At 76.2% G+C, this 17,396-nt stretch carries 13 protein-coding genes; all 13 read left to right on the top strand.

Annotated elements, in window-relative coordinates:
- Positions 1 to 218 precede the first annotated feature (218 nt).
- The 13 genes from rsmH (at position 219) to GC089_RS10565 (ending at position 17,394) form a co-directional block, all read left to right on the top strand.
- A complete protein-coding gene (rsmH, locus tag GC089_RS10625; protein WP_155377656.1) occupies positions 219 to 1,223 on the top strand; it encodes a 16S rRNA (cytosine(1402)-N(4))-methyltransferase RsmH in 1,005 nt (334 codons plus the stop codon).
- On the top strand, positions 1,220 to 1,633 hold the full coding sequence (locus GC089_RS10620; RefSeq protein WP_155377655.1) for a hypothetical protein: 414 nt from the start codon (positions 1,220 to 1,222) through the stop codon (positions 1,631 to 1,633). Before rsmH ends, GC089_RS10620 begins: the two co-directional genes overlap by 4 nt.
- Before the next feature lie 101 nt (positions 1,634 to 1,734).
- The gene (locus GC089_RS10615; RefSeq protein WP_230684739.1) at positions 1,735 to 3,687 is read left to right on the top strand and encodes a penicillin-binding protein 2; all 1,953 of its coding nucleotides are present in this window, start codon (positions 1,735 to 1,737) and stop codon (positions 3,685 to 3,687) included.
- 88 nt (positions 3,688 to 3,775) lie between these two features.
- The gene (locus GC089_RS10610; RefSeq protein ID WP_230684738.1) at positions 3,776 to 5,299 is read left to right on the top strand and encodes a UDP-N-acetylmuramoyl-L-alanyl-D-glutamate--2,6-diaminopimelate ligase; all 1,524 of its coding nucleotides are present in this window, start codon (positions 3,776 to 3,778) and stop codon (positions 5,297 to 5,299) included.
- Positions 5,296 to 6,729, top strand: coding sequence for a UDP-N-acetylmuramoyl-tripeptide--D-alanyl-D-alanine ligase (murF, locus tag GC089_RS10605; protein WP_155377652.1), 1,434 nt, complete (start codon positions 5,296 to 5,298; stop codon positions 6,727 to 6,729). Before GC089_RS10610 ends, murF begins: the two co-directional genes overlap by 4 nt.
- The gene (gene mraY / locus GC089_RS10600; protein ID WP_155377651.1) at positions 6,726 to 7,808 is read left to right on the top strand and encodes a phospho-N-acetylmuramoyl-pentapeptide-transferase; all 1,083 of its coding nucleotides are present in this window, start codon (positions 6,726 to 6,728) and stop codon (positions 7,806 to 7,808) included. The genes murF and mraY overlap by 4 nt, the downstream gene beginning before the upstream one ends.
- Positions 7,809 to 9,284 carry a UDP-N-acetylmuramoyl-L-alanine--D-glutamate ligase gene (gene murD, locus GC089_RS10595; protein WP_155377650.1) on the top strand — a complete coding sequence of 492 codons (1,476 nt, stop codon included), beginning with the start codon at positions 7,809 to 7,811 and terminating at the stop codon, positions 9,282 to 9,284.
- On the top strand, positions 9,281 to 10,543 hold the full coding sequence (gene ftsW, locus GC089_RS10590) for a putative lipid II flippase FtsW (RefSeq protein WP_155377649.1): 1,263 nt from the start codon (positions 9,281 to 9,283) through the stop codon (positions 10,541 to 10,543). The genes murD and ftsW overlap by 4 nt, the downstream gene beginning before the upstream one ends.
- Positions 10,536 to 13,238, top strand: a complete 2,703-nt coding sequence (murC, locus tag GC089_RS20085) for a UDP-N-acetylmuramate--L-alanine ligase (RefSeq protein WP_155377648.1) — start codon at positions 10,536 to 10,538, stop codon at positions 13,236 to 13,238. Before ftsW ends, murC begins: the two co-directional genes overlap by 8 nt.
- A gap of 281 nt (positions 13,239 to 13,519) precedes the next feature.
- Positions 13,520 to 14,461, top strand: a complete 942-nt coding sequence (locus GC089_RS10580; protein WP_230684737.1) for a cell division protein FtsQ/DivIB — start codon at positions 13,520 to 13,522, stop codon at positions 14,459 to 14,461.
- A 244-nt stretch (positions 14,462 to 14,705) separates the two neighbouring features.
- Positions 14,706 to 15,971: a cell division protein FtsZ gene (gene ftsZ, locus GC089_RS10575; RefSeq protein ID WP_155377647.1), complete on the top strand. Its 1,266-nt coding sequence runs from the start codon at positions 14,706 to 14,708 to the stop codon at positions 15,969 to 15,971.
- A gap of 7 nt (positions 15,972 to 15,978) precedes the next feature.
- Positions 15,979 to 16,746: a peptidoglycan editing factor PgeF gene (gene pgeF, locus GC089_RS10570; RefSeq protein WP_230684736.1), complete on the top strand. Its 768-nt coding sequence runs from the start codon at positions 15,979 to 15,981 to the stop codon at positions 16,744 to 16,746.
- A 168-nt stretch (positions 16,747 to 16,914) separates the two neighbouring features.
- Positions 16,915 to 17,394 carry a cell division protein SepF gene (locus GC089_RS10565; protein WP_136520769.1) on the top strand — a complete coding sequence of 160 codons (480 nt, stop codon included), beginning with the start codon at positions 16,915 to 16,917 and terminating at the stop codon, positions 17,392 to 17,394.
- Positions 17,395 to 17,396 lie beyond the last annotated feature (2 nt).

The following is a 17,396-nucleotide window of genomic DNA, read 5'->3' as shown; positions in this document are numbered from 1 at the left end:
ACGTCCGCACCACCGCCCTGCCGGGGCGGTGAGACCCCGTACACCCTGCTCCGCCCGACGAGACCTCCTCCCGTCCGCTCTGACGCACTTCCCCGGCGCCAGAGAGGTCGGTGGGGGATCTGGCCGGACGGGGGAGGGCCCGACCGGCCACCACCGCCCCCGCCGCGACGGGGAGCGCACCGCACGACGACGACGCCACCGCAGGAGGGAGGGGCAGCATGGGCGAGCCGACGGACGTCGACCCCGCGTCGCGGCACGTCCCCGTGCTCCTGCAGCGCTGCCTCGACCTGCTCGGGCCGGCCCTGACCGCACCGGGCGCCGTCCTCGTGGACGCCACGCTCGGGATGGGCGGGCACACCGAGGGCGTGCTGCGCGCGTTCGCCGGCGCCCGCGTGGTCGGGATCGACCGGGACCCGCAGGCCCTCGCGCTCGCGAGCCGGCGCCTCGCGGGGTTCGGCGACCGCTTCACGGGCGTGCACGCGGTGTACGACGAGATCCCGGACGTCCTCGAGCGTCTCGGCCTGCCGTCCGTGCAGGGCGTGCTCATGGACCTCGGTGTCTCGTCGCTGCAGCTGGACGAGGCCGAGCGCGGGTTCGCGTACGCGCAGGACGCGCCGCTGGACATGCGGATGGACCCGACCCGGGGGCAGACCGCTGCGGACGTGCTCAACACGTACGACGAGCGTGCGCTGGCCCGCGTCCTGCACGTGTACGGCGAGGAGCGCTTCGCCGCGCGGATCGCCCGTGCGGTCGTCCGGCGCCGCGAGCAGACGCCGCTGACGCGCACCGGCGAGCTCGTCGACCTCGTGCGCGCGAGCATCCCCGCCGCGACCCGCAAGACCGGCGGCCACCCGGCCAAGCGCACGTTCCAGGCGCTGCGGATCGAGGTGAACGGGGAGCTCGCCGCGCTCGAGCGGGCCCTGCCGGCCGCCATCGAGGCGCTCGCCGTCGGCGGCCGGATCGTCGTCGAGTCGTACCAGTCGCTCGAGGACCGCCTCGTCAAGCGCGCGCTCGCCGCCGGTGCGACGTCCAGCGCGCCGCCGGACCTGCCCGTCGAGCCCGCGACCCACGCGCCGTACCTGCGCCTGCTGACCCGGGGCGCGGAGGAGGCCGACGCCGAGGAGCTGGCCCGCAACCCGCGGGCGCAGTCGGTCCGGCTGCGCGCCGCCGAACGCGTCCGACCCACCCCCGACCACCTGCGCACCGCGAGGAGAGCCGCATGAGCGCCCTGCCTGCCAGCGCCGCACGCACCGCCCGTGCGTACCCGCTGCCCGCCCGCCCGGCCGCCGCGCCGCCCCCGCGCCTGCGGGTCGTCCGCGCGCCCGAGCAGGCCCGCTCGCGCGTGCCGTTCGTCCTCGCGTGCATGGCCGTGCTGGCCGGTGCGCTGCTCACCGCGCTGCTGCTGAACACGCAGATGGCGTCGCTCGCGTTCGAGCGGTACGAGCTGTCGAACGAGCTGAGCCGTCTCGAGCAGGACCGCATGGACCTCGTCGCCGCGCTCGACCAGCGCTCGTCGCCCGCGCGCCTCGCCGAGGCCGCCACGGCCCTGGGCATGGTCGAGGCGAACGGCACCGGCTGGCTGCGCCTGGCGGACGGCAGCGTCCAGGGGGCGCCGGCACCGGCGGACGGATGAGCACCGACGTTCGCCCGGCCGCGGGACGCGCCGGGGCCGGACGGTCCGGGCGTCAGCGCGTCGCCCCGGCGCGGACCGGCGCGCGTGGCACCGTGGGCGGCGTGAGCGAGCGCACCGGCACGGTCCCGCGCCGGGCACCCGCCCCCGACGCGGACGGCCGCCGCGCGGGCGCACCCGCGCCCGGCACCGGCCGTGCCGCGGGCGGCCGCCCGGCGGCGACCCGGACGGCGCCCGTGCGTGCCGCACGCGGCGCGGGTCGCGTCCCGGCGGGTCGGCGTCCCGCGGCGTCCCCGGCCGTCGCGCGCGCGCTGCGTCCCGAGCCCGCGCGCCCCGTCGAGCCGGCCTCGCGCGGGCGGGTCCTGACCCTCGTCGTGCTCTTCGCGCTGCTGTTCGTGCTGTTCGCGGGCCGGCTCGTCTACGTGCAGGTGATCCGTGGGCCGGAGATCGCGGCGCAGGCGCAGGCGGAGCGCATGTCCACGCAGCAGGTGCTCGGCGCGCGCGGGGAGATCACGGACGCCGACGGCGTCGTGCTCGCCACGTCCGTCGAGCGCTACACGATCTCGGTCAACCAGCGCCGCGTCGCGCAGTACAAGGCGCGGGGGTCGGACGGTCTCGACGGCGCCGCGGGCGTGGCCGCCCGGCTCGCGCCGCTGCTCGGCGTGAACCCCGCGGAGCTCGGCGGCCGGCTGGTGGGGGACCGCGGCTACGTCGTCGTGCAGAAGAACGTGCTGCCGGAGGTCGCGCGGGACATCCGCGCGCTGCGCATCGACGGCGTGAACGTCGACAAGGTCGCCGACCGGGTCTACCCGAAGGGCGCCGTGGGCGGGAACATGCTCGGCTTCGTGAACTCCTCGGGCACGGGTCTGCAGGGCCTCGAGCTGACGCTCGACGAGCGGCTGCAGGGCGAGGCGGGCGAGGAGCGCTACGAGCGCGGCCGCGGGGGGCAGCCCATCCCCGGCGGCGTGTCCGAGGGCACGCCCGCGCGGCAGGGCGACTCGGTGCGGCTGACGATCAAGTCCGACCTGCAGTGGAAGGCCCAGTCGGCGCTCGACGCGCAGGTGGCGGCCACGGGCGCCACGGGCGGTGCGATCGTGGTGATGCGCCCGAACGGGGAGGTCCTCGCGCTGGCGGACTCGGGCTCCATCGACCCGAACGACCCCGGCGAGGCGGGCGCGGGCGCGCTGTCACCGGCGGTGACGCAGGTCTTCGAGCCGGGCTCGACGAGCAAGGTGGTCACGATGGCCGGCGCGCTCGAGCTCGGGCTCGTCACGCCGACCGAGCAGTTCCGCGTGGCGGACCGCTGGCAGACGCCCCACGGCGAGACGATCAAGGACTCGCACGACCACCCGGTGCAGCAGCTGACCGCGACCGGCATCTTCGCCGAGTCCTCGAACGTCGGGACCATCCTCATCGGCGAGCGCATGAGCAAGGAGCAGCGCTACCAGTACATGTCCGCGTTCGGCTTCGGCCAGCAGACGGGCATCGAGCTGCCGGGCGAGTCCGCCGGGCTCCTGCGCACGCCGGACCGCTGGCAGGGCCGCGACGAGTACGCCGTGCTGTTCGGGCAGGCGGTGTCCGTCAACGCGCTGCAGGCGGCGAGCGTCTTCGCGACCATCGCGAACGACGGTGTCCGGGCGCAGCCGCACCTCATCGCGGGGTGGACGTCGCCGGAAGGGGAGTTCGAGCCGCAGACGCCGGCCGAGGGGACGCGGGTCGTGTCGTCGCAGACGGCGGCCGCGGTGCTGTCGATGCTGGAGAGCACGGTCGTGGACGGCACGGGCTCGAGCGGGGCCATCCCCGGCTACCGCGTCGGCGGCAAGACGGGTACCGCGCAGAAGTTCAACCCGTCCGGGTACACCTCGTCCTTCATCGGCGTCGCGCCGGTCGACGACCCGCAGGTCGTGACGGCCGTGATCCTGCACGACCCCAAGACGTCCATCTACGGCGGCACGGTGGCGGCGCCCGTCTTCAGCACCGTCACGCAGTACGCGCTGCAGCAGCTCGGCGTGCCCCCGTCGGGGGCGCCGGCGACGCTGCACCCGACGACGTGGTGACGACCGACCGGGGTAGATTCCTCCCCATGACGTCCCCCTGGGCCGGCTGCGCCCCGAGCACCCGCCGGTCCGCAGGGTCGGCGACCTCGTGGCCGCGGTCGGCCTCTCCCTGGCGGCCCCCGGCGGCGAGGACGTGACCTTCACGGGCGTGACGATGTCGAGCGCGGACGTCGAGCACGGCGACCTCTTCGTCGCGGTGCCGGGCCTGAAGGTCCACGGCGCGCGGTTCGCGCGCGACGCCGTGGCCGCCGGCGCCGTCGCGGTGCTGACCGACCGTGCCGGCGCCCGGCTCGTGGCCGAGCAGGTCGGCGCCGACGCGGTGCCCGTCGTCCTCGCGGACGAGCCGCGCGCCGTCGCCGGGCCGGTCGCCGCCTGGACCCACGACCACCCCGCGCGCCGGCTCGTGACCGTCGGCGTGACCGGGACCAACGGCAAGACGACGACGACCTACTTCGTCGACGCGGCGCTGCGCGCCGCGCACGCGCGGACCGCGGTGCTCGGGACGGTCGAGCTGCGCGTCGGCGACGAGGCGGTGGAGAGCCCGCGCACGACCGTCGAGGCGCCGGTGCTGCAGTCGCTGCTGGCGCTCGCGCACGAGCGCGGCGCGACCGCCCTGACGACCGAGGTCTCCTCGCACGCGCTCGCGCTCGGGCGCGTGGGCGGCGTCGAGTTCGACGTCGTCGGCTTCACGAACCTCCAGCGCGACCACCTCGACTTCCACGGCGACATGGAGACGTACTTCCGGGACAAGGCCCGCCTGTTCGCCGCCGGTCAGGCGCGCCGTGGCGTCGTGGTGGTCGACGACGTGTGGGGGCAGCGGCTCGCCGCGGAGGCGCCCGTGCCGGTGCAGACCGTGGCGACGCACGTGGGGTCGCCGCAGGCCGAGGGCGCCGACTGGGCCGTCGTCAGCGCGGACGTGGGCCTCGACGGCGTCGGCTCGCGGTTCACGCTGCGCGGTCCCGACGGGGCCGAGCACGAGGCCGCCAGCCCGCTGCCCGGACTCGTCAACGTCTCGAACGCGGCGCTGGCCGTCGTGGTCGCCCACACGGCCGGGGTGCCGCTGGACGTCGCCATCGCGGCCGTCGGCGGCGCGCACGCGATCCCCGGTCGCATGGAGCGCGTCGTCGAGCGCGGGGACGGGTGGCCGCTGTGCCTCGTCGACTACGCCCACACGCCCGACGCGCTCGAGCTCGCGCTCGAGGCCGTGCGTCCCATCACGCCGGGGCGGCTGGTCATCGTCTTCGGCTCCGACGGCGACCGCGACCGGGGCAAGCGCCCGATCATGGGCGCCGTCGCCGCACGGCTCGCCGACGTCCTCGTCGTGACCGACGAGAACCCCCGCTCGGAGGACCCCGCCGCGATCCGCGCGGCGATCCTCGCGGGCGTGCGGGACGTGCGACCCGACCTGACCGACGTGCACGAGGCGACCAGCCGTGCGCAGGCCATCCGCGACGCCCTCGCCCTCGCCGGTGACCGGGACACGGTCATCGTCACGGGCAAGGGCCACGAACCGACCCAGGAGATCGCCGGGGTGTTCCACCGTTACAACGACCGCGACGTGTTCCTCGCCGCGCGGCACGAGCAGGACCGGCGCCAGGAGCAGCACGCGTGATCGCGCTGACTGCGGCCGAGATCGCGGCCGCCACGGGCGGAGCGCTGTCCGGGGTGGCGCCCGCGACCGTCGTCACCGGCCCCGTCGTCGTCGACTCGCGCGAGGTGCTGCCGGGCGGGCTGTTCGTCGCACTGCCCGGCGAGAACGTCGACGGGCACGACTTCGCCGCGGCCGCGGTCGGGTCCGGGGCCGCGCTCGTGCTGGCCGCGCGCGCGCTCGAGGGCCCCGACGGGCCGCTGCCGTGCGTCGTGGTGCCGGACGTCGAGCGCGCGCTGGGCGACCTCGCGCGCGACGTCCTGGTCCGGCTGCGCGAGGCGGCGGTCGAGCCGGGCGGCAGCGGCCTGCGGGTCGTCGGCGTGACCGGCTCGGTCGGCAAGACCACGACCAAGGACCTGCTCGCGCAGCTGTGCGGCGCGGCCGGGCCGACCGTGGCCCCGGTGCGCTCGTTCAACAACGAGATCGGGCTGCCGCTGACGGTGCTGCGGGCCGACGAGAGCACGCGCTTCCTCGTGCTCGAGATGGGCGCGAGCGGCCCCGGTCACCTCACCTACCTCACCGACATCGCCCCGCCCGACGTGTCGGTCGTGCTCGTGGTCGGGCAGGCGCACCTCGGCGGCTTCGGCGGCATCGAGGCGGTCGCGCGGGCGAAGTCGGAGATCGTCGCGGGCCTGGTGCCCGGTGGCACGGCGGTGCTCAACTCGGACGACCAGCGGGTGCGGGCCATGGCGACGCTCGCCCCAGGGCCGGTGGTGCTGTTCGGCGCGTCGTCGGACGCGGACGTGCGTGCGCTCGACGTCCGCCTCGACGGTCTGGGACGGGCGCGCTTCCGGCTCGTCCACGTGCCGGCGGGCGAGGAGCGCGAGGTCACGCTGCGCCTGGTCGGCGAGCACCACGTGCACAACGCGCTGGCCGCCGCGACGGCGGGCCTGGCGGTCGGGCTGTCGCTCGAGGAGGTCGCGGCCGGGCTGAGCGCGGCGGACGCGCTCTCGCCGCACCGCATGCACGTGGTCGAGCGGCCCGACGGCGTCACCGTCGTGGACGACTCCTACAACGCCAACCCCGACTCGATGCGCGCGGCGCTCAAGGCCCTCGCGGTCATCGCCGGGCGTGAGCGGCGCTCCGTCGCGGTGCTCGGGGAGATGCTCGAGCTCGGCGACGAGCACCGGACGGCGCACGACGCGATCGGCCGCCTCGTGGTGCGCCTCAACATCGACCTCACGGTCGTCGTGGGCGACGGTGCGCGGGCCATCCGCGACGGGGCGAACCACGAGGGCTCGTGGGGTGACGAGGTGGTGCTCGCGGACGACGTCGACGCCGCGGCCGCGTTCCTCGAGCAGGAGCTGCGCCCCGGGGACGTCGTGCTCGTCAAGTCCTCCTACGGCGCGGGCCTGTGGCGGCTCGGCGACCGGCTCGCGGAGGCCGGCGCATGAGGGCCGTCCTGATCTCGGGCGGCCTCGCGATGCTCGTGGCGCTGCTCGGCACGCCGCTGTTCATCCGGTTCCTCGTCAAGCGCCAGTACGGCCAGTTCATCCGGCAGGACGGGCCCACCGCCCACTTCACCAAGCGCGGCACGCCGACCATGGGCGGCGTCGTCATCATCGGGGCGACGCTCATCGGCTGGCTCGCGGGACTCGCGCTGACGGGGACGGCACCGAGCGCGTCCGCGGTGCTCGCGCTGTTCCTCATGACGGGGCTCGGCGTCGTCGGCTTCCTCGACGACTTCATCAAGATCTCCCGCCAGCGCAGCCTCGGCCTGTCGCCGCTGTGGAAGATCGTCGGGCAGGGCGTCGTCGGCGTGACGTTCTCGGTGCTCGCGCTGCAGTTCCCGAACGAGCAGTTCCGCACGCCGGCGTCGACGCGGATCTCGTTCATCCGCGACACGGACCTCGACCTCGCGTTCGCGGGTGCCACGGTCGGGCTGATCCTGTTCGTGATCTGGGCGAACTTCCTCATCACGGCCTGGTCCAACGCGGTGAACCTCACCGACGGTCTGGACGGGCTCGCGACGGGCGTCTCGCTCATCGTCTTCGGCGCGTACGTGCTCGTCGGCGTGTGGCAGTTCAACCAGACGTGCCAGTCGGTGCTGACCGCAGGGCCGCGCTGCTACGAGACGCGCGACCCGCTCGACCTCGCGGTCGTCGCGGCGGCCATCACCGGCGCGCTGTTCGGGTTCCTGTGGTGGAACGCGAGCCCGGCGAAGATCTTCATGGGCGACACGGGCTCGCTCGCGCTCGGCGGCGCCCTCGCGGCGCTGACGATCCTCACGCGCACCGAGATCCTCGGCGCGATCATCGGCGGCCTGTTCGTGCTCATCGTGCTGTCCGACGTCATCCAGATCGGCTTCTTCAAGATGACCGGCAAGCGGGTGTTCAAGATGGCGCCGCTGCACCACCACTTCGAGCTGTCGGGGTGGGGCGAGGTCACGATCGTCATCCGGTTCTGGATCATCGCCGGCCTGTTCGTGGCGCTCGGCGTCGGCATCTTCTACGCGGAGTGGGTGGCGGGCTAGGTGGACGCACGGTTCGACGGCCGCACGGTCCTCGTCGCAGGGCTCGGCGTCTCCGGACGGGCCGCGGCGCAGGTGCTCGCCGACCGCGGGGCGCACGTCGTCACGTTCGACGACCGCGCCCCGGAGGCCGACCACCACGACGTCGCCGCGCTCGTCGCCGAGCGCCTGGGGGGTGCCGACCTCGTCGTCGCCTCGCCCGGCATGCCGCCGCACCACCCGCTGCTGGCCGCCGCGCGCGAGCACGACGTCCCGGTGTGGAGCGAGGTCGAGCTCGCGTGGCAGGTGCGGGTGCCGCGCGACGGCGGCGACGGGGAGCCCGCGCCGTGGCTCGCGGTGACCGGGACGAACGGCAAGACGACGACCGTGGGCATGCTGGAGTCGATCCTGCGCGCCGCCGGCCGGCGCGTGCTGGCGGTGGGCAACGTCGGCACGCCGGTCGTGCTCGCCGCGGTCGACCCCGAGGTCGAGGTGCTGGCGGTCGAGCTCTCGAGCTTCCAGCTCCACCACACGTTCTCGATGTCCCCGCAGGCCGCGGCGGTGCTCAACGTCGCGCCCGACCACCTGGACTGGCACGGCTCGCTCGAGGCCTACGCGAGGGACAAGGGACGCATCTACGAGCGCACGCGCGTCGCGTGCGTCTACAGCGCGTCGGACCCCGTGACCGAGCAGCTCGTGCGGGACGCGGACGTCGAGGACGGCGCCGTCGCCGTCGGTTTCACCCTCGGGACGCCGTCGGTCGGCCAGCTCGGGCTCGTCGACGACGTGCTCGTGGACCGCGGCTTCGCGCGCCTGCGGCACACGCACGCCGCCGAGCTCGGCACCCTGGCGGACCTCGCCCAGCTCGCGGGGCCGGCCGGCGTGGTGCCGCCGCACGTCGTGCGCAACGCGCTCGCCGCGGCCGCCCTCGCCCTCGCGCACGGGGTCGAGGCGGTGCACGTGCGGGACGGCCTGCGCGCGTTCGCGCCGGGTGCGCACCGCATCGTCACCGTCGGGCACCTCGACGGCGTGGCGTACGTCGACGACTCGAAGGCGACGAACGCGCACGCCGCGTCGGCGTCCCTCGCCGCGTTCGGCGAGGGGTCGGTCGTCTGGGTCGCCGGCGGGCTGGCTAAGGGCGCCGCCTTCGACGAGCTCGTGCGCACGCGGCGCGACCGGCTGCGCGCGGTCGTGCTCATCGGGGTCGACCGGGCGCCGCTGCGCGACGCCCTCGCCCGACACGCACCGGACGTCCCGGTGATCGAGGTCGTCGCCGGTGAGACTGAGCCGGTGATGACCCGTGCCGTGCAGGAGGCGCGCCGGTTGGCCGCCGGTGCGCCCGCGGGCGTGCCCGTGACCGTGCTCCTCGCGCCGGCCAGCGCCTCCATGGACCAGTTCGCCTCCTACGCCGCCCGGGGGGACGCCTTCGCGGCCGCCGTGCGAGCCCTCGGCGCGGACGGGGTGAGCCCGCGCGACGACGGCCCGGAGGCCGGGTCGTGACCGCGACGCAGGACCGGCGTCCCGGCGTCGGCACCCGCACACCGGGCCGCGGGACGCCGCTCGCGGGTCGCGAGCCGTCGTTCCTCGGCGCGTGGAACTCCGCGGTGACGAGCTACTACGTGCTGGTCGGCGCGAGCGCGCTCCTCGTCGTCGTGGGCCTGGTCATGGTGCTGTCGAGCTCGAGCGTCGAGTCGCTCGCCGACGGTGACTCGCCCTACACCGTGTTCCTGGACCAGGCCAAGTACGCGCTGATCGGGCTGCCCGCCCTGCTCGTGCTCTCCCGCACGCCCGTGCGCCTCATCCGGGCGGCGGCCTGGCCGGTGCTCGGGGCGGCCGTCCTGTTCCAGATGCTCGTGTTCACCCCGCTGGGGTGCGGCGCGGGCGGCAACCGCAACTGGGTCTGCCTGCCCGGGTTCTCCGCGCAGCCGTCGGAGACGGTGAAGCTCGCCCTCGCGGTGTGGCTCGGCGCAGTCCTGACGCGCAAGCTCGCCCTGCTGCACGAGTGGAAGCACGCGCTGGTGCCCGCCGTCCCGGTCGCGGGCGTGGCGATCGGCGCCGTCCTGCTCGGCCACGACCTCGGGACGGCGCTGGTCCTGGTGCTCCTCGTCGCGGGGGCGATGTTCGTCGCCGGCGTGCCGCTGCGGGTGTTCGCGGTGGCGGGCGCGGTCGCGGCGGCCGGTGTGGCGGTGCTCGCGATCGGCAGCGAGAACCGCGTCAACCGCATCATGTCCTGGCTCTCGGCGACCTGCGACGTCACCAACGAGTGCTACCAGACGCTGCACGGCGGCTGGGGCCTGGCGACCGGCGGCCTCGGCGGCCTCGGGCTGGGGGAGAGCCGCGAGAAGTGGTCCTACCTGCCGGCCGCCCACAACGACTTCATCTTCGCGATCCTCGGCGAGGAGCTCGGCCTGGTCGGCACGCTGCTCGTGCTGGGTCTGTTCGCGCTGCTCGCGTTCGCGATGGTCCGCGTCATCCGGCGCCACCCGGACCCGTTCGTCAAGATCACCACGGCCGGGATCTGCGCATGGGTCGTCGGTCAGGCGACCATCAACATCGCCGTCGTCATCGGGCTCGCGCCGGTCATCGGCGTGCCGCTCCCACTCGTCTCCGCAGGAGGGTCCGCACTCATCGTGACCATGGCCGCGCTCGGCGTCCTCATCTCGTTCGCCCGGTCCGAGCCGGGCGCGGCCGAGGCGCTCGCCGCCCGGCCGTCCGTCGTCCGGCGCTCGCTCGCGGTGATCGGGCGGACCCGTGGCTGACGCGCCCGCGGTCCTGCTCGCCGGCGGCGGCACCGCCGGGCACGTCAACCCGCTGCTCGCGGTCGCGGACGAGCTGCGCGCGCGCCACCCGGGTGCGGCGATCACCGTCCTCGGCACGGCGGAGGGCCTCGAGGCACGGCTGGTGCCCGAGCACGGGTACCCCCTCGCGGTGGTCCCCCGCGTCCCGCTGCCGCGGCGCCCGACGGCGGACTGGTTCCGGCTGCCGGGCCGGCTGCGCGCCGCCGTCGGGGCGGCGCAGGACGCGATCGACGCGATCGGCGCGCACGTGGTCGTGGGCTTCGGCGGGTACGTCGCGACCCCGGCCTACCTCGCCGCCCGGCGCCGGGGCGTCCCGGTGGTCGTGCACGAGCAGAACGCGCGGCCGGGGCTGGCCAACCGGCTCGGGGCGCGGGGAGCCGCGGCGGTCGCCGTGACCTTCCCGGGCACGGCGCTGCCGGGGGCACACGTCACGGGCCTGCCGCTGCGTCCGGCGATCCAGGAGCTCGTGGCGGCCCGCGCCGACGACGCCGCCGGGACGCGGCGTGCGGCCGCGGCCGTGCTGGGGCTCGACCCGGACGCGCCGACGCTGCTCGTCACCGGGGGCTCGCTGGGGGCGGTGAGCGTCAACCGCGCGGTCGCCGGCGCGGCCGCGGACCTGCTCGCGACGGGTGCCCAGGTGCTGCACCTGACCGGGCGCGGCAAGGACGGCGAGGTCCGCGCGGCGGTGTCGGGCGTGCCCGGTGCGGAGCGGTACCACGTGCTGGAGTACCTGACGGCGATGGAGCACGCCCTGGCCGTCGCCGACGTCGTGGTCGGCCGCGCGGGGGCGGGGACGGTCTGCGAGCTCGCCGCGCTCGGCATCCCGGCGGTCTACGTGCCGCTGCCCGTCGGCAACGGCGAGCAGCGGCTCAACGCGGCGCCCGTGGTCGCGGCGGGGGGCGGCGTCCTCGTCGACGACGCCGACCTCACGCCCGACTGGGTGCGCGCGCACGTCCCGGTGCTGCTGGGCAGCGGCGACGCGGCGGAGGCGCGCCTGCGGATGGGCGCGGCGGCGGCGGCCGTCGGCGTCCGTGACGGTGCGGCGCGGGTCGCGGACCTCGTCGAGGCGCTGCTGCCGGTGGCGGTGCGCCGCGCCGGCTCCGGCGACGCGCACGGCGCCGCGGAGCCGGGCCGCGCGGCGGACGCCGGGGGCGGTGCTCCCGTCGGGCCTGCCGTCCCGCACCCGGGTGCCCGCGGTGCGGTCCCGCTCGCGGACCTGGGACGCGTGCACCTCGTCGGCGTCGGGGGCGCCGGGATGTCCGCGATCGCCCCGCTGCTCGCCGCGCGCGGGCTGGCCGTGAGCGGCTCGGACGCGCAGGACGGGCCTGCCCTCGCGGGGCTGCGCGCGGCCGGTGTGCGCGTCCACGTCGGGCACGCCGCCGCGCACGTGCAGGACGTGGACACGCTCGTCGTCTCGTCCGCGGTCCGCGCCGCGAACCCGGAGGTCGTGGCGGCACGCGAGCGCGGCCTGCCCGTCCTGCACCGCTCGGAGGCGCTCGCCTCGCTCATGGCGGGCCGTGACGCGGTCGCGGTGGCCGGGGCGCACGGCAAGACGACCACGTCGGCGATGGTCGCGACCGCCCTCGTGCACGCCGGGGCCGACCCGGCGTTCGCGATCGGCGGCGTCGTCCGGTCGGTCGGGGGCACGCTCGGCGGGGCCCGGCACGGCGACGGTCCGTTCGTCGCCGAGGCGGACGAGTCCGACGGCTCCTTCCTCGCCTACGAGCCCCTCGTCTCGGTCGTCACGAACGTCGAGCCCGACCACCTGGACCACTACGGCTCGCGTGAGGCGTTCGAGGACGCGTTCGTCCGCTTCGTCGACCGGGTGCGTCCGGGCGGCCTGCTCGTCGCGTGCGCCGACGACCCCGGCGCGGCGCGCCTGGTCGCGCGATCCCGCGAGGACCTGCGCCGACGGGACGCGGACGTCGTCACCTACGGCGTCGGCCAGGACGCCGACGTCCACGTCGGCGCCAGCCGTCCCACGCCGGACGGCCGCTGGGAGGTCGTGCTCACCCCGCGCGACGGCGCCCCCGTGACGCTGCGGCTGCGGGTACCGGGTGCGCACAACGCCCTCAACGCCGCGGCTGCCTGGTGCGTCCTGCGCCGCCTGGGCGTCCCGCCGGAGGCGGCGGCGGCGGGGCTCGACGACTTCGCCGGGACGGGCCGGCGGTTCGAGGACCGCGGGACGGCCGCGGGCGTGCGCGTCGTGGACGACTACTCCCACCACCCGACGGAGGTCGCGGCGCTGCTCACCGCGGCTCGCCAGGTGGTGGGGGAGGGCCGCGTGCTCGCGCTGTTCCAGCCCCACCTGTTCTCGCGCACCCGCACCTTCGCCACGCAGTTCGGTGCGGCGTTCGACCTGGCCGACGCCGTCGTGGTGACGGACGTCTACGCCGCGCGGGAGGACCCCGACCCCGCGGTGACGGGCGCCCTGGTCGCCGACGCCGTGCCCACGCCGGGCAAGGCGCGCTTCGTGCCGGACCGCCACGCCGCCGCGCACGCCGTCGCGCGGCTGGCGCGCCCGGGGGACCTCGTGCTCACGGTGGGCGCGGGTGACGTGACCGAGCTGGCTCCCGTCGTGCTCGCCGCTCTCGAGGCGGGCGGGGCCGCGGCGGACGTGCCCGGCGAGGCTGCCGTGGACGGTCCGCTGCCGTGAGCCCGGACCGGCCGCCCGCGCCCCGCCCGCGTCGTCCGGCCGGCCCGGCACGGCCGGCCCGCCCGGCCCGGGGCGACCGTCCGGGCGGGACGCGGCGCGCCTCGGCACGCCCCGAGGACGGCGAGGCGACGCCCCGCACGGGCCCCTCGGCCGTCGTGCCGCCGGCCGACCCGTCCCCGCGTCCGCAGCGACCCGCACGTCCCGAGGCGCGCCCGACGAGCGGCGCGGTGCCCACGTCGCGCCGTGCGTCGCCCACCGGTCCGGTGCGCACGACCGGTCCGGTGCCCACGACCGGTGGGACCGGTCCGGTGCCCACGACCGGTCCCGTCCCCACGACCACGGGCGGGACGTCGCGCGTCGTGGCGGGTCCGACGACGGCCACCGGGCCGACGCGCACGGTGACCACCTACACCGTCGGGCGGTTCTCCGGACCCGTGCGTCCCGCGGTGGTCTCCACCACCTCCCGGGAGCGCTTCGCGGAGCGCGCGCGGGCACGGCGGGCGCTCGCGCGCCGGCAGGTCCTGCTCGTCGTCGCGGGCGTGCTCGCCGCGGGCGGCGTCGGCTGGCTCCTGCTGCTGTCCCCGGTGCTGGCGCTGGACCCGGCGGAGGTCGAGGTGACCGGCGCGGGCACGGTCGTGGCGGTCGACCAGGTCCTCGGCGTGGTGGCGGAGCACCACGGCGTCCCGCTCCCGCGGCTGGACACGGTGCGGCTGCGTGACGAGGTCCTCGAGGTGCCCGGCGTGCGCGAGGCGCGGGTCGTGCGCGAGTGGCCGCGCGGGCTCGCGGTGCAGCTCGTGTCGCGCGAGCCCGTGGCGGCGGTGCCGGAGGAGGCGTCGCCGGCGGGCGGTCCGGCCGGGTTCGCCCTGCTGGACCAGGAGGGCGTGCAGGTCGGCCGCGCGGACGTCGCGCCGGAGGGGCTGCCGGTCGTGGACGTCCCGGTCGGCGACGAGCGGACGCTCACCGCGGTGCTGCACGTCCTGGAGCAGCTGCCGCCGGACCTGCTCGCGCAGGTGGCGGGCGTGTCGGCGCAGACGCAGGACACGGTGACGATGCAGCTGCGCGACCCCGGCGCGGCGGACGGGCTGGGCCCCCGGGTGGACTGGGGGAGCGCGGACGAGACACCGCTGAAGGTGGCCGTGCTGGCGGCCCTGCGTGCGGCGCCGACCGCCGCGGGGGCGAGCGTCTACGACGTCTCGGCGCCTCGCATGCCCATCACGCGGTGAGCCCGCGGCACCCGGCGTGCGGGCGTGACGCACGTCGGCACGGCGAAGCGCGACACGCGCACGCCGGTCGTTGATCGCGGGCAGGGCGGCACCTAGCGTCACGACCCGACAACGCGCCTGACATAACTCTAACCCTCAACCTGAGGGTGAAGGTTGAAGAGCGGGGCACGCACGCCGCGTGTCGCGCACGAGCACCGAGCAGCGGCACCCCGGAGCCGCGACCCACGAACGAGAGGCACCCACCGTGGCAGCTCCCCAGAACTACCTGGCGGTCATCAAGGTCGTCGGCATCGGCGGGGGCGGCGTCAACGCCGTGAACCGCATGATCGAGGTCGGTCTCAAGGGTGTCGAGTTCATCGCGGTCAACACCGACGCCCAGGCCCTGCTCATGTCCGACGCGGACGTCAAGCTCGACGTCGGCCGCGAGCTCACGCGCGGCCTCGGCGCCGGTGCGGACCCCGAGGTCGGCAAGAAGGCGGCGGAGGACCACGCCGAGGAGATCGAGGACGTCCTGCGCGGCGCGGACATGGTCTTCGTCACCGCGGGCGAGGGCGGCGGCACCGGCACGGGCGGTGCCCCGGTCGTCGCGCGCATCGCGCGCTCGCTCGGTGCCCTGACCATCGGTGTCGTCACGCGTCCGTTCACGTTCGAGGGACGCCGCCGCTCGGTGCAGGCGGACGCCGGCATCGACGCGCTGCGTGCCGAGGTCGACACGCTCATCGTCATCCCGAACGACCGCCTGCTGTCGATCTCCGACCGCTCGGTCTCGGTGCTCGACGCGTTCCACTCCGCCGACCAGGTGCTGCTGTCCGGTGTCCAGGGCATCACGGACCTCATCACGACGCCCGGCCTGATCAACCTCGACTTCGCGGACGTCAAGTCGGTCATGCAGGGCGCCGGGTCCGCCCTCATGGGCATCGGCTACGCGCGCGGGGAGGACCGCGCCGTGCAGGCCGCGGAGATGGCGATCTCGTCCCCGCTGCTGGAGGCGAGCATCGACGGCGCCCACGGCGTCCTGCTGTCGATCCAGGGCGGGTCCGACCTCGGTCTGTTCGAGATCAACGAGGCGGCGCGCCTGGTCCAGGAGGCGGCGCACGCCGAGGCGAACATCATCTTCGGTGCGGTCATCGACGACGCCCTCGGGGACGAGGTCCGCGTGACCGTGATCGCCGCAGGCTTCGACGGCGGTGGTCCCGTGCGGCGCGACGCACGTGCGCTCGGGCAGGTCGGCGGCGCGCCCGCGCGGCAGGTGCCCGCCGTGGCCCCCGCCCCGGCGCAGGTGCCGACGCCGCGTCCCGTGCAGGTGCAGGACGAGGACCTGGTCCCGCTCGGCACGCTGCGTGCCGCGCCCGCCCCGGCGCCCGAGCCGCGGGGCGAGGTGCCGGCGTTCCTGTCGACCCAGCCGGAGCCGGCGACCCACACGGGCCCGCTCGAGGTCCCGCGCGTCTTCACGCAGGAGCCCGCCCGGCGGGAGCGCGACGAGCTCGACGTCCCCGACTTCCTCAAGTAGCACGCCCGTGGCGCGGCTGCCGTTCGACGCGGTCGACCTCGGCCCGGGCGTGCGGGCCGGCTTCACGCGGCGGGACGGCGGCGTGAGCGCGCCGCCGTGGGACGGCCTCAACGTCGGCCTCGCCGTGGGCGACGACCCCGCAGCCGTCGCCGTGAACCGCCGCCGCCTCGCGGAGGCGGTGGCGGCTCCGGTGCTGTTCGCCACGCAGGTGCACGGGCGCGGCGTCGTCGTGGTCGAGGAGCCGCCTGCCGTCGACCCCGCCACCACCGGCGTCGGTCGGGCCGACGCCCTCGTGACCACCCGGTCGGACGTCGCACTGGGCGTCTACGCGGCCGACTGCGTCCCCGTCCTCCTCGCGGACCCGGCGGCGCGCGTCGTCGGGGCCGCGCACGCCGGGCGCCAGGGCCTGGTGGCGGGTGTCCTCGAGGCCGCGGTCGAGGCCCTCGTGGGGCTCGGCGCGCGACCCGACCGGCTCGTCGCCGTGGTGGGGCCGTGCATCGCGGCCGCCTCCTACGAGGTCCCGGCCGCCCTGCGCGACGAGGTCGCCGCCGTCGTGCCGGCCGCCGCGGGCACCACCCGCGACGGGACGCCCGCCCTCGACCTCGCGGCGGGCGCCCGTGCCGTGCTCGCCGCGTGCGGCGTGGGTGCGGTCCGGGTGGACGGCCGGGACACGTACACGGACCCGGCGCTGTACTCCCACCGTCGCGCGGTGCACACCGACCCGGCCGCGCCGCGCACCGGACGCCTGGCCGGGGTCGTGCGGCTCCTGCCCTGACCTGCCGGGACGTGGCGCAGGACGAGTTGCGACACGCCCGCGTGTCGTGCGGCGGCGCGGGGCGCGCGTTGCTAGCGTCACCAGCGCACCGACCTGCGGCGGCCCTGTCCCGCCGGACGCGGTGCGGCTCGAGGCAGCCGGGTGGTCCGGCGGATGGGAGACGACGCGATGGCCGGAGCGCTGCGCAAGACGATGCTGTACCTCGGCCTGGCCGACGACCGGACCGAGCACGAGGAGTACCTCGACGAGTACGAGGAGCCGGAGGTCGTCGACGTGCCCGAGGAGCCCTACGAGGCGCAGGTGACACCGCTGCACCGCACGCCGCGCGTGCAGCCCGCACCCGCGCCGCGCGAGCAGGCGGACCTGCGCCGCATCACCACGATCCACCCGCGCTCGTACAACGACGCGCGCAAGATCGGCGAGGCGTTCCGTGACGGCACGCCGGTGATCATGAACCTGTCCGACATGGACGACGCGGACGCCAAGCGTCTGGTCGACTTCTCGGCGGGCCTGATCTTCGGCCTGCACGGCGCGATCGAGCGCGTGACGAGCAAGGTCTTCCTGCTCTCGCCGGCCCACGTCGAGCTCGCCGGCGACGCGTCCGCGACGGACGCCTCGACACGCTCCGGCTTCTACAACCAGAGTTGACG

This window comes from Cellulomonas sp. JZ18, from assembly GCF_009720485.1.
Lineage (GTDB): Bacteria > Actinomycetota > Actinomycetes > Actinomycetales > Cellulomonadaceae > Cellulomonas.
The sequence above is the reverse complement of the archived record's forward strand: the minus strand, read 5'-3'. Positions and strand labels throughout refer to the sequence as shown.

Excerpts from the sequence above, each read along its gene's own strand:
- mraY (WP_155377651.1), top strand. The coding sequence starts at position 6,726 with ATGAGGGCCGTCCTGATCTCGGGCGGCCTCGCGATGCTCGTGGCGCTG.
- rsmH (WP_155377656.1), top strand. The coding sequence starts at position 219 with ATGGGCGAGCCGACGGACGTCGACCCCGCGTCGCGGCACGTCCCCGTG.
- GC089_RS10620 (WP_155377655.1), top strand. The coding sequence starts at position 1,220 with ATGAGCGCCCTGCCTGCCAGCGCCGCACGCACCGCCCGTGCGTACCCG.
- GC089_RS10565 (WP_136520769.1), top strand. The coding sequence starts at position 16,915 with ATGGCCGGAGCGCTGCGCAAGACGATGCTGTACCTCGGCCTGGCCGAC.